The organism is Paracoccus sp. (in: a-proteobacteria), from assembly GCF_047973135.1.
Taxonomy (GTDB): Bacteria; Pseudomonadota; Alphaproteobacteria; order Rhodobacterales; family Rhodobacteraceae; genus Paracoccus.
Genome location: NZ_JBKEBL010000148.1, coordinates 1 through 13,642 on the forward strand (window position 1 = coordinate 1; position 13,642 = coordinate 13,642).

Below are 13,642 nucleotides of genomic sequence, written 5' to 3' on the forward strand. Positions count from 1 at the left end.
AACCGCATTGCCCGCGCCTGCCATGTGCCGCAATGGACCCTGCCCTGGGGGTTGCATGAACGGCTGTGGCCGCTGAAATACATGATCTTTCTGGGGCTGTTCGGGGTCAGTCTGGCCAGCATCGAACAGGCCGAGCATCTGGCCGAGATCGAACCCTTCAAGACCGCCATCGTGCTGAAATTCCTTCGCGCGTGGCCCTTTGTGGCCTATGCGGCGGCGCTGCTGATCGCGGGGCTGTTCGTGGAACGGTTCTATTGCCGCTATCTCTGCCCTCTGGGCGCGGCACTGGCCATTCCGGCGCGGCTGCGCATGTTCGACTGGCTGAAACGCTATCGCGATTGCGGCAATCCCTGCCAGAGCTGCGCGAATGAATGTCCGGTGCAGGCAATTCACCCCACCGGAGAGATCAACCCCAACGAATGCATCACCTGCCTGCACTGTCAGGTTCTGTATCAGTCCGAAACCATCTGCCCGGTGGTCATCCGCAAGACGAAGCGCCGGGCGGCAGTTGGCAGGGTGCCGCGCGATCTGGGCGGGCACCCCAACCAACCCAAATCTTAACCTGCCGAATGAAAGGATGAACCATGTCTGAGAAAACCGGAAATAGGATCAGCCGCCGCGGCCTTCTGGGTGCCGGCGCGGGGGGCGCGGCGCTGGCCGGAACGATGGGAGGGCGCGCGCTTCTGGGCGGCGGCACCGTCGGCGCGGCCAGCGTGGCGGGCACAACCCCGGCGCGGGCCGCCGGCGCGGCCGAAGTGCCGCCCGGCCAACTGGACGAATATTACGGCTTCTGGTCCTCGGGTCAGACGGGCGAGATGCGGATTCTTGGCATCCCCTCGATGCGGGAATTCATGCGCGTACCGGTGTTCAATATCTGCTCGGCGACGGGCTGGGGGATCACCAATGAATCGAAAAAGATCCTGACCGAGGGCCTGACCGACAAGACCAAGGCCTATCTGGCGGCGAACGGGCTGGAATTTCCGCGCAACGGTGATCTGCATCATGTCCACATGTCATTCACCGAAGGCCGCTATGACGGGCGGTTCCTGTTCATGAACGACAAGGCGAATACGCGGATGGCGCGGGTCCGCTGCGACGTGATGAAATGCGACAAGATCATCGAGATCCCCAATGCCAAAGGCATCCACGGCATCCGCCCGCAGAAATGGCCACGCACCAATTATGTCTTTGCCAATGGCGAGGACGAGGTGCCGATGGTCAATGACGGCAATGTGCTGGACGATCCGTCGCAATATGTGAATTTCTACACCGCCATCAATGCCGATGACATGACCATCGCCTGGCAGGTGATGGTGTCGGGCAATCTTGACAACACGGATGCCGATTACGACGGCAAATATGCCTTTTCGACCAGCTATAATTCGGAAATGGGTGTGACCCTGCCCGAAATGACAGAATCCGACATGGATCATGTCGTGGTCTACAACATCGCGGAAATCGAAAAGGGTATCGCGGCCGGCGATTACACCGAACTGAATGGCGTCAAGGTGATCGACGGGCGCAAGGGCAGCGAAAAGGACTATGTCCGCTATATCCCGATCCCGAACAACCCGCATGGCTGCAACATGGCCCCCGACAGGATCCACCTGTGTATCGGCGGCAAGCTGTCGCCCACCGTCTCGGTCATCGATGTGCGCAAGCTGGATGACGTGTTCTATAACGGTGCCGATCTGCGATCAGTCGTGGTGGCCGAGCCGGAACTGGGACTTGGCCCGCTGCATACCTGTTTCGACGGGCAGGGCCGTGCCTATACGACGCTGTTTCTGGACAGTCAGGTGGTGGTCTGGGATATCGAAAAGGCGGTCCGCGCCTATGGCGGCGAGGATGTCGATCCGATCGTCACCAAGGCGGATGTCCATTACCAGCCGGGGCACAATTCCACCTGCGAGGGCGAGACGCTGGATGCCTCGGCCAAATATTACCTGTCGATGAACAAGTTCTCGAAGGACCGGTTCCTGAATGTCGGCCCGCTGAAGCCCGAAAACGAACAATTGTTCACCATCGACGGCGACACGCTGACGCTGGTGCATGACGGCCCGACCTTCGCGGAACCGCATGATTCGATCCTTGTCCACGCCTCCAAGGTGAACCCGCTGTCGGTCTGGGATCGCAATGACCCGATCTGGGCCGAGACCCGCCGTCAGGCCGAGGCGGATGGCATCGATCTTGATGACTGGCAGGACACGGTAATCCGCGACGGCAACAAGGTGCGGGTCTATATCTCAAGCCAGGCACCGGAATTTGCGCTGACCACCTTTACCGTCAAGCAGGGCGACGAGGTGACGGTGATCGTCACCAATCTGGACGATATCGACGATCTGACCCACGGCTTTACCATGGGTAATCACGGTGTCGCCATGGAGGTATCGCCCCAGCAGACCAATTCCGTGACCTTCACGGCGGCACAGCCCGGCGTCTATTGGTATTACTGCCAGTGGTTCTGCCACGCGCTGCACATGGAGATGCGCGGCCGGATGCTGGTGGAACCGCGCGGGGCCTGAGCCATGATCCTGCGCCCGGCCCTGATCTGCGCGCTGCTTGCGCCGCCCCTGTGGGCGGACGGGACGCGTGTGCCTCCGGGGCCGGGTGCCTTGCAGCAGGCCATCGCTGCCGCCACGCCCGGCGATGTGCTGATCCTGACCGAGGGCATCTATTCCGGCGCGGTCCGCCTTGACAGGCCGCTGAGCGTGACCGGCGTTGCGGGCAGTGTGATCAAGGGCCCCGGCGCGGGCACGGTCGTCACAATCGATGCCCCCGACGTGACCCTGCGCGGCGTCACCGTCACCGGATCGGGCATGGACAGCGAAGCGCTGGATGCCGGCATCAAGATCCTGAAAGGCGGCGACCGGGCGGTGATCGACGCAAACCGCGTGTTGGGCAACCTGCACGGCATCGACATTCACGGCGGCAAGGATGCCCGCGTCACCGGCAACGTGATCGAGGGTACCCGCCAGCCGCGTCTGAACGACCGGGGCAATGGCATCTATGTCTGGAACAGCCCCGGCGCGCTGGTGCAGGGCAACTCGGTCCGGTGGGGGCGCGACGGGATATTCGCCAACGCCTCGCGCCGGGACGTGTTCCGCGACAACATCTTTCGCGACCTGCGCTTTGCCGTTCACTACATGTATACCAACGATTCCGAGGTCAGCGGCAATGTCAGCATCGGTAATCATCTGGGCTTTGCGCTGATGTTTTCCGACCGGCTGGTGGTTCGCGACAATCTCAGCCTTGGCGACCGTTCGAACGGGGTGATGCTGAACTATGCCAACAATGCCGATGTGGCCGGGAATCTGGTCGCGGGCGGGCCGGAAAAATGCCTGTTCATCTATAACGCACACAAGAACCTGATCTATGACAACCGCTTCGAGGGCTGCGCCATTGGCATCCACTTTACCGCAGGATCGGAACGCAACGTCCTGACCCGGAACAGTTTTATCGGAAATCGCGAGCAGGTGAAATATGTCGGCACCCGGCATATGGAATGGAGTTTCGAGGGGCGCGGCAATTACTGGTCAGATCACGCGGCTTTCGATCTGAACGGCGACGGGCTGGCCGATGGCGCGTTCCGGCCCAATGATCTGATGGATCATATCCTGTGGTCGCAACCCGCCGCGAAACTGCTGACCGGATCGCCCGCCGTTCAACTGATCCGCTGGTCGCAATCCTCGTTCCCGGCGGTGCTGCCGGGGGGCGTGGTGGACAGCCATCCGCTGATGCGGCCCGGCACGATTCCGGTGCCCGCCGATCTGGCCGCCGAGGCGCTGGCCCTCCGCGACCGCTGGACGAAAGGAGGCGGGGATGAGTTCGACCTTGACGATCCGAAATCTCACTAAGCGTTTCGCCGGCATCGAGGCGCTAAGCGGTGTCGGTTTTACCGTTGCTCCGGGGCAGCGGGTCGCGCTGCTGGGGCATAATGGCGCGGGCAAATCGACGCTGATGAAAATCGTTCTGGGCCTGATCCCCGCGACCGGGGGCGAGGTTCTGGTCTGCGGTGCGGCCCCCGGTTCGGCACAGGCGCGGTGTCACGTCGCCTATCTGCCCGAAAACGTGGCCTTTCACCCCGCCCTGACCGGCGAGGAGCAGTTGCGCCATTATCTGTCGCTGCGGGGCGAAAATCCGGGGCAGGCGCGGGCGCTGCTGGAACGGGTCGGCATCCATGATGCGGCGCGGCGGCGGATCGGCACCTATTCCAAGGGCATGCGGCAGCGGGTCGGGCTGGCGCAGGCGCTGATCGGTCAGCCCCGTCTGCTGGTGCTGGACGAGCCGACATCCGGCCTTGATCCGGTCTCGCGGCGCGATTTCTATGCGCTGCTGGATGGGCTGGTCGAACAAGGCGCGTCGGTCCTGCTGTCGTCGCATGCGCTGACCGAGGTCGAGGCGCGGACCGACCGGATCCTGATCCTGTCGGCGGGGCGTCTGGTGGCCGAAGGCAGTCTGGCCGATCTGCGGCGCAGCGCGGATCTGCCGGTGGCGATGCAGGTGACGGCGCGCAACGGCTGTGCCACGGCCATCGCCGCCAGCCTGCCGGGCGCGATCCTGCTTGAGGGGCGGGTGCATCTGAACTGCGCGCAATCGCGAAAGCTGGACATGCTGGGCCAGATTGCCGGGCTTGGCGACAAGGTCGCCGATCTGGACGTGCTGCCCCCCAGTCTTGAGGACATCTATAGCCACTTCAGCCGGAGGGACGGGCAATGAGCCGCATCCTTGCCACCGCACTGCCCGAATTTCGCATCGCGCTGCGCAACCGCTGGGTGGCGATCGCGCTGGTGATGATGGCGGTGTTCTCGCTGGTGCTGGGGCTTGCCGGATCTTCACCGACGGGCGATCTGGGCGTGGACCGGCTGTCGGTGACGGTGGCCTCGCTGACATCGCTGTCGGTCTATCTGATCCCGCTTCTGGCGCTGCTGATCAGCTTTGACGCCATCGCGGGCGAGACCGAGCGCGGCACCCTGCCGCTGCTGCTGACCTATCCCGTCGCCCGGCACCAGATCCTGCTGGGCAAGTTTCTGGCACATCTGGCGGTTCTTGCGCTGGCGGTGCTGGCCGGATACGGGCTGACGGCTGCCATCGCCCTTGGCAAGGACGGGGGCGCGTTGGCGGGACTGCCCGCGCTGTGGCGGCTGGGGTGGTCCTCGGTTTTGCTGGGGGCCACGTTTCTTGGCGCAGGCTATGCGATTTCGGCGCTGGCGCGGCGGTCCTCGGCGGCGGCAGGGCTGGCCATCGGGCTGTGGCTGGGGGCGGTGGTGCTGTATGATCTGGCGCTGCTGGCAGCGGTGGTCGCCGATCATGGCGGCTGGTTCACCACCGATGCCTTTCCCGTGGCGCTGCTGGCCAATCCCGCCGATGCCTTCCGGCTGTTCAACCTGTCCGCGTCCGGGGCGCAGGGGGCCGCATCGGGCGTGGGCGGGGCGGCCATGGCGATCCCGCCGTGGCAATCGCTGCTTTCCGTGCTGATCTGGCCCGTGATCGCGCTGACACTGGCCGGGGCCGCCTTTCGAAAGGTCACGCCATGAGATACGCCGCCGCCCTGCTGATCCTTCTGGCCGCCTGCCGGCAAGAGGTCACGCAATCCACCGCTCCGGTCCCGATGACCGCCGATGCCGTGGGTCATTACTGCCAGATGAACCTGCTGGAACATGACGGCCCCAAGGCGCAGGTGCATCTTGAGGGATTGCCGGGAATGCCCCTGTTCTTCAGTCAGGTCCGCGATGCCGTGGCCTATGCGCGCCTGCCCGAACAAAGCCATCCGATTCTGGCGATCTGGGTCAGCGACATGGGTGCCCCCGGCGCGACATGGGGCGAACCGGGGGCGGAAAACTGGATCGATGCACAGGCGGCGTTCTATGTGGTCGGCTCGACCCGTCAGGGTGGCATGGGTGCGCCCGAGCTGGTGCCCTTTGGCAAGGCCGGGGATGCCCGAGGATTTGCCGCCGTGCATGGCGGACAGGTGCTGCGGCTTGATGCCATCCCCGACGACGCGGTAATCATGCCCGCCGCCGGGCCGGATGCCGATGACAGCGATTTCCAGCGCCGCCTGAAGGCGCTGTCCGATCAGGCCGGAGGTTGACCAGATGCTGACACGTCGCCGTTTTCTGACCATTGCCGCCGCTGCGCTTGCGCCGATGCGGTTGCATGCCGCGCCCCTGCATGTCGAGACCGGAATCGCCCTTGGTGCCCGCGTCACGCTGCGCCTGTCTCATCCCGATGCGCCCGCCATCGCCAGCCGCGCCATGGCCGAAATCCAGAGGCTTGAACGCATGTTCAGCCTTTACCTGCCGGATTCTGCGCTGGTGCGGCTGAACCGCACCGGGGTGCTGACGGCTCCGCCCTTCGAGATGCTGGATTGCATGACTATCGCCGCTGCCGTCCATCGCGCCAGCGGCGGTCGCTTTGATCCGACGGTACAGCCGCTGTGGCGCGCGCTGGCGCTGGCTGCCGGTCAGGGCAGGCCGCTGGATCCCGCACCGCGCGATCTGGCCCGTGCCGCGATCGGCTGGCCGCGCGTCACCCTGGATACGGGCGAAATCCGCCTTCAGCCTCGCATGGCGCTGACGCTGAACGGTATCGCGCAGGGCTATATCGCCGACAGGATCGCAGAGATGTTGCAGGCCGAGGGGCTGTCCGACATCCTGATCGACACCGGAGAGCTGCGCGCCCTTGGCGGGCAGCCCGGCGGCGACGCATGGCGGGCGGGGCTGGCGCAGGGGGGCAGCGTCGGATTGCGCGACCGGGCGCTGGCCAGTTCGGCCCCGCTGGGGATGACCTTTGCGGGGGATGGACGGACGGCGCATATCCTTGACCCCGTCGCGGGCGCTCCGGTGCCGGTCCGCTGGCGCGGGGTCAGCGTGTCTGCCCCCATGGCGGCGCTGGCCGATGCCGTATCGACCGCTGCCTGCGTGATGCCCGACCGTGCGGGAATCCTGCGGCTGTGCGAGGCGTTTCCGGATGTGACACTGGTTTCCGCGATGGCCGCATAACCGGCCTTTCCGACTTTACTGCACATAATCTTCATACGTTTTTTCAGTATGATAGTTTCCGCCCTCTGGCATCCTGCGTGGATTTTTTTGACAGGACGCGCTGCTTCGATCTATCGTTGGCATACTAACAGTGAAAAATGCAGGCGGCGCTTTGCACGCTTGTCGAAATCAGGAGAGGACGACATGTTCAGACAGCTTGCGGTCGTCGCCGCTGTGCTATCCGCCCTTGGGGGGACGACATTTGCCGCCTATGCGAATGATGACATCATTCTGGGCGACATCAATTCCTATACGCGACAGCCCGCCTTTACAGAGCCTTACAAGAAGGGCTGGCAACTGGCCGTCCAGCAGATCAACGATGCGGGAGGGGTTGACGGCAAGCAGTTGAAGGTCATCAGCCGCGACGATACGGGCGATCCGGCCACGGCCATCAGGGTCGCCGAGGAACTGGTATCCAAGGATGGCGCGGTGCTGCTGTTCGGGTCGTTCCTGTCCAATATCGGTCTGGCCCTGTCCGATTTCGCCAATCAGAAAGAGGTTCTGTTCCTTGCCTCGGAACCGCTGACAGACGCGCTGGTCTGGTCCAAGGGTAATAAATACACGTTCCGGCTGCGCCCTTCGACGCATATGCAGTCGGCGATGCTGGCCGAGCGCGCGGCCAGGCTGGATGCCGTCAAATGGGCGACAGTCGCGCCGAACTATGCCTATGGGCAGGACGCCGTGGCCTCGTTCAAAGAGGAATTGGGAAAGCTGCGTCCCGATGTGGAATTCGTCGAGGAACAATGGCCGCCGCTGTTCAAGATCGACGCCGGTTCTACCGTCCGCGCGGTCGAGGCGGCGCAGCCCGATGCGATCTTCAACGTGACATTCGGCGGCGACGTGGCGAAATTCGTGCGCGAGGGGTCGCTGCGCTTTCTGTTCGACGACCGCCCTGTGGTGTCGTTGCTGACGGGCGAGCCGGAATATCTGCTGCCGCTTGGCCGCGAAACCCCGGATGGCTGGATCGTGACCGGCTATCCCGGCACCGATCTGGACACGCCCGAACACAAGGCCTTTGCCGATGCCTATATCGCCATGTTCGGCGAGGATCCCAAGACCGGATCGGTGGTTGGCTATAACTCGATCCTGTCGATCGTGGCGGCACTGGAAAAGGCCGGCTCGACCGATACCGAGGCGCTGATCGCCGCGATGGAAGGCTTGCAGATCGAACAAAGCCCGACCGGTCCTTTCCATTACCGCGCCGCTGACCACCAATCGACCATGGGTGCCTATGTGGGCGAGACCGCGCTGGTCGATGGCAAGCCCATGATGGTGAACTGGGTCTATGCCGATGGCGCGGACTATCTGCCCTCAGAGGACGAGGCCGCGAAACTGCGCCCGGCACAATAAGACCGGCGGCAAAAGGACCGGGCGCGGCGGGCGGTGCCGCCGCCGCGCCGGATTTCACAACAGGGGCGTCTTTTCAATGGGCTTTTACATCGCGCAGCTTTTGACCGGTCTGGCGAATGCGTCATCGCTGTTTCTGATCGCATCGGGCCTGTCGATCATCTTTGGCGTGACGCGGATCGTGAATTTCGCGCATGGTTCCTTTTACATGGTCGGTGCCTATCTGGCCTATACGCTGGTCGAGGCGACCGGCGTGACCGCCCTTGGCTTCTGGTTCGGGGTGCTGGCCGCCGCCGTGATCGTGGGCCTTCTGGGGCTGATCATCGAGGTCGTGATCCTGCGGCGCATCTATCAGGCACCCGAGCTGTTCCAGCTTGTCGCGACCTTCGGCGTGCTGCTGATCTTTCAGGATGCGACACTGGCGATCTGGGGGGCAGAGGATCTGCTGGGTCCGCGCGCGCCGGGGCTGGATCGTGCGGTGCGGATCATGGGTCAGCCGATCCCCGAATACGACCTTGCGCTGATCGCCATCGGTCCGGTCGTGCTGGCAGGGATCTGGCTGCTGTTTCACAAGACCCGCTGGGGCGTTCTGGTCCGCGCCGCGACGCAGGATCGCGATATGGTCGCGGCTCTGGGCGTCAATCAGGCATGGCTGTTCTCGGCGGCCTTTGCGCTTGGCTCGTTCCTGGCAGGGCTTGGCGGCGCGCTGCAATTGCCGCGCGAGGCGGTCAGCCTGCAAATGGACCTGTCCGTCATTGGCGAGGCCTTTGTCGTCGTCGTCATCGGCGGCATGGGCAGTGTGTCGGGCGCGTTTTTCGCGGCGATCCTGATTTCGGTGCTGAACTCTTTTGCCGTGCTGGTCTTTCCGCAGATTTCCATCGTGCTGCCCTTCATGGTGATGGCCGTGGTGCTGATCGTCCGGCCCTATGGGCTGATGGGCAAGCCCGGCAGCGAGCACGGCGCACCCGAGCGCCCGGAACTGCCGCTTAAGCTGATCGGCGGCAAGGGCGCTTATGTCCTGTTTGCGGGCGTGGTCCTGCTGGCGCTCAGCCCGCTGGTGGTGTCCGATTTCACCACGATCCTGCTGGTCGATCTGATGGTTGCCGCGCTGTTTGCCGTGTCGCTGCATTTCATGATGGGGATCGGCGGCATGGTCAGTTTCGGCCATGCGGCCTATTTCGGAGTAGGGGCCTATGCAGCGGCGCTGATGGTGAAATTCCTGGGGCTGCCGATGCTGCCTGCCATGGTGATTGCGCCGGTGGTGTCGCTGATCGTGGCGCTGGTCTTTGGCTGGTTCTGCGTGCGCCTGTCGGGTGTCTATCTGGCGATGCTGACCATGGCGGCGGCACAGATCCTGTGGGGCGTCACCTTTCAGTGGCAGGGCTTTACCGGTGGTGATGACGGCATTCTGGGGGTGTGGCCGGCCAAATGGGCCTCGTCCGACCGGGTCTATTTCTATCTGGCCTTCGTGCTGTGCATCGGGGGGATCTGGTTTTTGCGCCGGGTCGCCTATTCGCCCTTTGGCTATATGCTGCGCGGCATCCGCGACAGCCGCACCCGCGCCGAAGCGATCGGCGTGGACACCGTCTTTCATCAATGGATGGGCTTTGCCCTTGCCGGAGCAGTCGCGGGCCTTGCGGGTGTCGTCTTTGCCTTTTCCAAGGGCAGCGTCTTTCCCGACAGCCTTGGCATCTCGCAATCCATTGACGGGCTGATCATGGTGCTTCTGGGCGGCATTCATGCGCTGGCCGGGCCAATCCTTGGTGCGGCGGTATTCGTGCTGCTTGAGGATTGGGTGACGCGCTTTGATTTCTGGCGCTTCATTTTTGGCGTCATCATCCTGATCGTCGTGCTGGCCGCGCCCGATGGTCTGGCCGGAGGCCTGCGGCGCATCGCCGGCCTGATCACCCGTCGCACAGGGAGGGACGCATGAGCACCGTTCTGAAGGTTCGCGATCTGTCGAAAAGCTTTGGCGGGATCAAGGCGGTTCAGGGCGTCAGCTTTGACCTGAACCGGGGCGAGTTTCTGGCCCTGATCGGGCCGAATGGCGCAGGCAAGACGACCTGTTTCAACATGCTCAACGGTTATCTGCGGCCCGATACCGGCTCGGTCAGGTTGCTGGACAAGGAACTGGTCGGCCTGCCGCCGCGCAGAATCTGGCGGATGGGGGTCAGCCGGACGTTTCAGATTACCGAGACATTCCTGTCCATGACCGTTGTGGAAAACGTGCAGATGGCGCTGATCTCGCATCGAGGCAGGATCTTTGACCTGTTTTCGCGGGCGACCCGGCTTTATGTCGAAGAGGCGATGACCCTGCTGGAACTGGTGTCGATGCAGGAGCACGCCGCGCGGCCCTGTTCCGAACTGGCCTATGGCGACCTGAAGCGGCTGGAACTGGCGATCGCACTGGCCCATGATCCCGATCTGCTGCTGATGGACGAACCCACGGCAGGCATGGCCCCCAGCGAACGCATCGCCCTGATGGCGCTGACGGCGGGCATCGTCGAAAAGGGCCATGTCAGCGTCGTCTTTACCGAACATGACATGGATGTGGTCTTTGCCCATTCCCACCGGATCCTCGTTCTCAGCCGGGGCGAACTGATCGCCGAGGGCACCGCCGCCGAAATCCGGGCGAACCTGATGGTACAAGAAGTCTATCTGGGTGGTGGCGCGGTGTTTGATCAGGAAGGGCAGGGCGAAAATGCTTGAAGTACAGAACCTGAACTCGCTTTACGGCATGGCCCATGTACTGCATGACGTCTCGATCTCGCTTGGCGAAAACGAGGTCGTGGCGCTGCTGGGCCGGAACGGGGCCGGGAAATCCACGACCATGAAGTCGGTCATGGGGATGGTCCGGCAGGTCTCGGGGCGGGTGATCTATGACGGGCAGGACATTCTGGGCAAACCCAGCCACGTCATCTGCCGCGCCGGTATCGGCTATGTCCCCGAGGATCGCCGCATCTTTCGCGATCTGACAGTCGATGAAAACCTTGAGGTCGGGCGGCGCGAGGCGCGCGCCGATGCGCCCGAATGGACGCTGGACCAGCTTTTCGACCTGTTTCCCAACCTGCGCGAAAGGCGCGGCAATCTGGGCAAGCATCTGTCGGGCGGCGAACAGCAGATGCTGACCATCGCCCGCACCCTGCTGGGCAATCCCCGGATGGTGCTGCTGGACGAGCCGTCCGAAGGCATCGCGCCGGTCATCGTCGAACAGATGGCCTATGTCATCGCCGAACTGAAGCGCAAGGGCCTGTCGGTGCTGCTGTCCGAACAGAACCTGCATTTCGCCCGGCTGGTGTCGGACCGCGCCTGCATCATCGAAAAGGGCATGGTGCGTTACAGCGGCAGTTTTGACGATCTGGACCGGAATCCCGACATTCGGGATAAATATCTGGCCGTATAGCGCCCGGCTTGGCGCTTGACCGGGCGGCGGCTTGCTGTTATCGTTAGTACACAAATGAAATTCGCCTCACGACAATCCACCATCACGGCAGAACGCGGAGAGCAGACGAATGACCGAGATCACGCCCATCGTTCAAGGCAGCCCCGCAGGCTTTGCGATCCCTACCGGGGTCTTTGCTGAAACTGTGACACAGGTTCAGCATTACACCGACCGGCTGTTCAAATTCCGCATCACCCGGCCCGCCAGTTTTCGCTTTCGCTCGGGCGAGTTTGTGATGATCGGGTTGCCGAATGCCGAAAAACCCGTCTATCGCGCCTATTCCATTGCCAGCCCGTCCTGGGATGACGAGATCGAGTTCTTTTCGATCAAGGTGCCCGATGGCCCGCTGACCGAACATTTGCAGAAAATCCGCATCGGCGACACGGTGCTGATGCGCAAGAAACCCACCGGTACGCTGGTCAATGACGCGCTGTTGCCGGGCAAGCGGGTCTATATGTTTTCCACGGGAACGGGCATCGCCCCCTTTGCCTCGCTGATCCGCGATCCCGACACATACGAGAAATTCGACGAGGTGATCCTGACCCACACCTGTCGCGAGGTGTCAGAGCTGGCTTATGGCAAGGAACTGGTCAAGACCTGCCTTGAGGATCCGCTGGTCGGCGAATTCGCCAATGGCCGGTTGCGGCATTATACTTCGGTCACGCGCGAGGAGTATCCGGTCAGGGGCCGGATCACCGACCTGATGGCCTCGGGGCAGATGTTCGCCGATCTGGGCGTACCGCCGATCCATCCCGATCACGACCGGGGCATGATCTGCGGTTCCATGGCGATGCTCAACGACACCAAGGCCGCGCTTGAGGGGTTCGGCCTGATCGAGGGCGCCAACAGCAAGCCTGCCACCTATGTGGTCGAACGCGCCTTTGTGGACTGATCTCACAACCGGCGCATCCTGACATTCGAGATAAACGGTATTTCATGTTCGTATAAAAATGAAAACAAACGGGAGGTAAATCCTTGTCCTATCTGGTTCCGACAAGCACGGCAGAGGCGTTAAACCTGCTCAGCCAGTCGGGGGCGCAAATTGCCGCTGGCTGTACCGACATCTATCCGGCGCGGCGGCAGGGCCATATCCCCGACCGGGTTCTGGACATTACGCATATCGCGGATTTGCGCGGCATCGCCCGTACTCCGGAAGGCTGGCGCATCGGAGCCGCAGTCACATGGACACAGATTGCCAATGCAGAACTGCCGCCTGCCTTTGACGGGCTGAAGCAGGCGGCCTTGCAGGTGGGGGCCGTCCAGATCCAGAATCGCGGCACGGTGGCGGGGAATATCTGCAACGCCTCGCCCGCTGCCGATGGCGTGCCGCCGCTGCTGGCGCTGGATGCGCGGGTCGAGATCGCCTCGCGCGGGGGGGCGCGCGTCGTTGCCCTGGCCGATTTCATTACCGGCGTGCGTGCGGTCGATCTGCGCGCGGACGAGATGGTGACGGCGATCCTGATCCCTGCCTTGCCGGAGCATGCGCGCGGAGCCTTTGTCAAGCTGGGCAGCAGGACGCATCTGGTCATTTCGATCGCGATGGTCGCGGCTGTGGTGGACTGCGCGGGCGACAGCATCGCCTCGGCCCGCGTGGCGGCGGGCAGTTGCTCGCCCGTTGCGCAGCGCTTGCCCGCGCTTGAGGCGCGGCTGGCCGGAACGCCGCTTGCCCGGATCGCCGAGGTGGATTTCGCCGCACCCGCGCTGTTCGAACCGCTCAGCCCGATTTCGGATGTGCGAGGCTCGGCCTCGTACCGGCTGGATGTGGTGGCCGAACTGTGCCGCCGCGCCGTCATCCGCGCCAGCAAGGAGGGATAAG

The 13,642-nt window shown here is 63.3% G+C and carries 13 protein-coding genes; all 13 read left to right on the top strand.

Annotated elements, in window-relative coordinates; genetic code table 11:
• Positions 1-561: 4Fe-4S binding protein (locus tag ACK5L9_RS11235; protein ID WP_416911553.1), on the top strand; the 561-nt coding region annotated here is incomplete at its 5' end.
• Between the two features lie 23 nt (positions 562-584).
• Positions 585-2,522, top strand: a complete 1,938-nt coding sequence (gene nosZ, locus ACK5L9_RS11240; RefSeq protein ID WP_416911554.1) for a TAT-dependent nitrous-oxide reductase — start codon at positions 585-587, stop codon at positions 2,520-2,522.
• Positions 2,523-2,525: 3 nt separating this feature from the next.
• Complete coding sequence (locus ACK5L9_RS11245) at positions 2,526-3,854, top strand: nitrous oxide reductase family maturation protein NosD (RefSeq protein WP_416911555.1); 1,329 nt, start codon at positions 2,526-2,528, stop codon at positions 3,852-3,854.
• Positions 3,820-4,716, top strand: coding sequence for an ABC transporter ATP-binding protein (locus tag ACK5L9_RS11250; protein ID WP_416911556.1), 897 nt, complete (start codon positions 3,820-3,822; stop codon positions 4,714-4,716). The genes ACK5L9_RS11245 and ACK5L9_RS11250 overlap by 35 nt, the downstream gene beginning before the upstream one ends.
• Positions 4,713-5,534 carry an ABC transporter permease gene (locus tag ACK5L9_RS11255; RefSeq protein WP_416911557.1) on the top strand — a complete coding sequence of 274 codons (822 nt, stop codon included), beginning with the start codon at positions 4,713-4,715 and terminating at the stop codon, positions 5,532-5,534. Before ACK5L9_RS11250 ends, ACK5L9_RS11255 begins: the two co-directional genes overlap by 4 nt.
• Entirely contained in the window at positions 5,531-6,088 is a 558-nt protein-coding gene (locus tag ACK5L9_RS11260; protein ID WP_416911558.1) for a nitrous oxide reductase accessory protein NosL, read from the top strand. The genes ACK5L9_RS11255 and ACK5L9_RS11260 overlap by 4 nt, the downstream gene beginning before the upstream one ends.
• Before the next feature lie 4 nt (positions 6,089-6,092).
• The gene (locus ACK5L9_RS11265; RefSeq protein ID WP_416911559.1) at positions 6,093-6,998 is read left to right on the top strand and encodes an FAD:protein FMN transferase; all 906 of its coding nucleotides are present in this window, start codon (positions 6,093-6,095) and stop codon (positions 6,996-6,998) included.
• 183 nt (positions 6,999-7,181) lie between these two features.
• Complete coding sequence (locus ACK5L9_RS11270) at positions 7,182-8,387, top strand: ABC transporter substrate-binding protein (RefSeq protein ID WP_416911560.1); 1,206 nt, start codon at positions 7,182-7,184, stop codon at positions 8,385-8,387.
• Between the two features lie 76 nt (positions 8,388-8,463).
• Positions 8,464-10,317 (top strand): ABC transporter permease, encoded by a 1,854-nt coding sequence (locus ACK5L9_RS11275; RefSeq protein ID WP_416911561.1) that lies wholly within the window; start codon positions 8,464-8,466, stop codon positions 10,315-10,317.
• Positions 10,314-11,093, top strand: coding sequence for an ABC transporter ATP-binding protein (locus ACK5L9_RS11280; protein WP_416911562.1), 780 nt, complete (start codon positions 10,314-10,316; stop codon positions 11,091-11,093). The genes ACK5L9_RS11275 and ACK5L9_RS11280 overlap by 4 nt, the downstream gene beginning before the upstream one ends.
• A complete protein-coding gene (locus ACK5L9_RS11285) occupies positions 11,086-11,787 on the top strand; it encodes an ABC transporter ATP-binding protein (protein ID WP_416911563.1) in 702 nt (233 codons plus the stop codon). The genes ACK5L9_RS11280 and ACK5L9_RS11285 overlap by 8 nt, the downstream gene beginning before the upstream one ends.
• A 109-nt stretch (positions 11,788-11,896) precedes the next feature.
• Entirely contained in the window at positions 11,897-12,718 is an 822-nt protein-coding gene (locus ACK5L9_RS11290) for a ferredoxin--NADP reductase (protein ID WP_416911564.1), read from the top strand.
• An 83-nt stretch (positions 12,719-12,801) separates the two neighbouring features.
• A complete protein-coding gene (locus ACK5L9_RS11295; protein WP_416911565.1) occupies positions 12,802-13,641 on the top strand; it encodes an FAD binding domain-containing protein in 840 nt (279 codons plus the stop codon).
• Position 13,642 lies beyond the last annotated feature (1 nt).

Coding starts and splice junctions, on each gene's coding strand:
- ACK5L9_RS11270 (WP_416911560.1), top strand. CDS start 7,182: ATGTTCAGACAGCTTGCGGTCGTCGCCGCTGTGCTATCCGCCCTTGGG.
- ACK5L9_RS11255 (WP_416911557.1), top strand. CDS start 4,713: ATGAGCCGCATCCTTGCCACCGCACTGCCCGAATTTCGCATCGCGCTG.
- ACK5L9_RS11245 (WP_416911555.1), top strand. CDS start 2,526: ATGATCCTGCGCCCGGCCCTGATCTGCGCGCTGCTTGCGCCGCCCCTG.
- ACK5L9_RS11265 (WP_416911559.1), top strand. CDS start 6,093: ATGCTGACACGTCGCCGTTTTCTGACCATTGCCGCCGCTGCGCTTGCG.
- ACK5L9_RS11260 (WP_416911558.1), top strand. CDS start 5,531: ATGAGATACGCCGCCGCCCTGCTGATCCTTCTGGCCGCCTGCCGGCAA.
- ACK5L9_RS11285 (WP_416911563.1), top strand. CDS start 11,086: ATGCTTGAAGTACAGAACCTGAACTCGCTTTACGGCATGGCCCATGTA.
- ACK5L9_RS11275 (WP_416911561.1), top strand. CDS start 8,464: ATGGGCTTTTACATCGCGCAGCTTTTGACCGGTCTGGCGAATGCGTCA.
- ACK5L9_RS11280 (WP_416911562.1), top strand. CDS start 10,314: ATGAGCACCGTTCTGAAGGTTCGCGATCTGTCGAAAAGCTTTGGCGGG.
- nosZ (WP_416911554.1), top strand. CDS start 585: ATGTCTGAGAAAACCGGAAATAGGATCAGCCGCCGCGGCCTTCTGGGT.
- ACK5L9_RS11290 (WP_416911564.1), top strand. CDS start 11,897: ATGACCGAGATCACGCCCATCGTTCAAGGCAGCCCCGCAGGCTTTGCG.
- ACK5L9_RS11250 (WP_416911556.1), top strand. CDS start 3,820: ATGAGTTCGACCTTGACGATCCGAAATCTCACTAAGCGTTTCGCCGGC.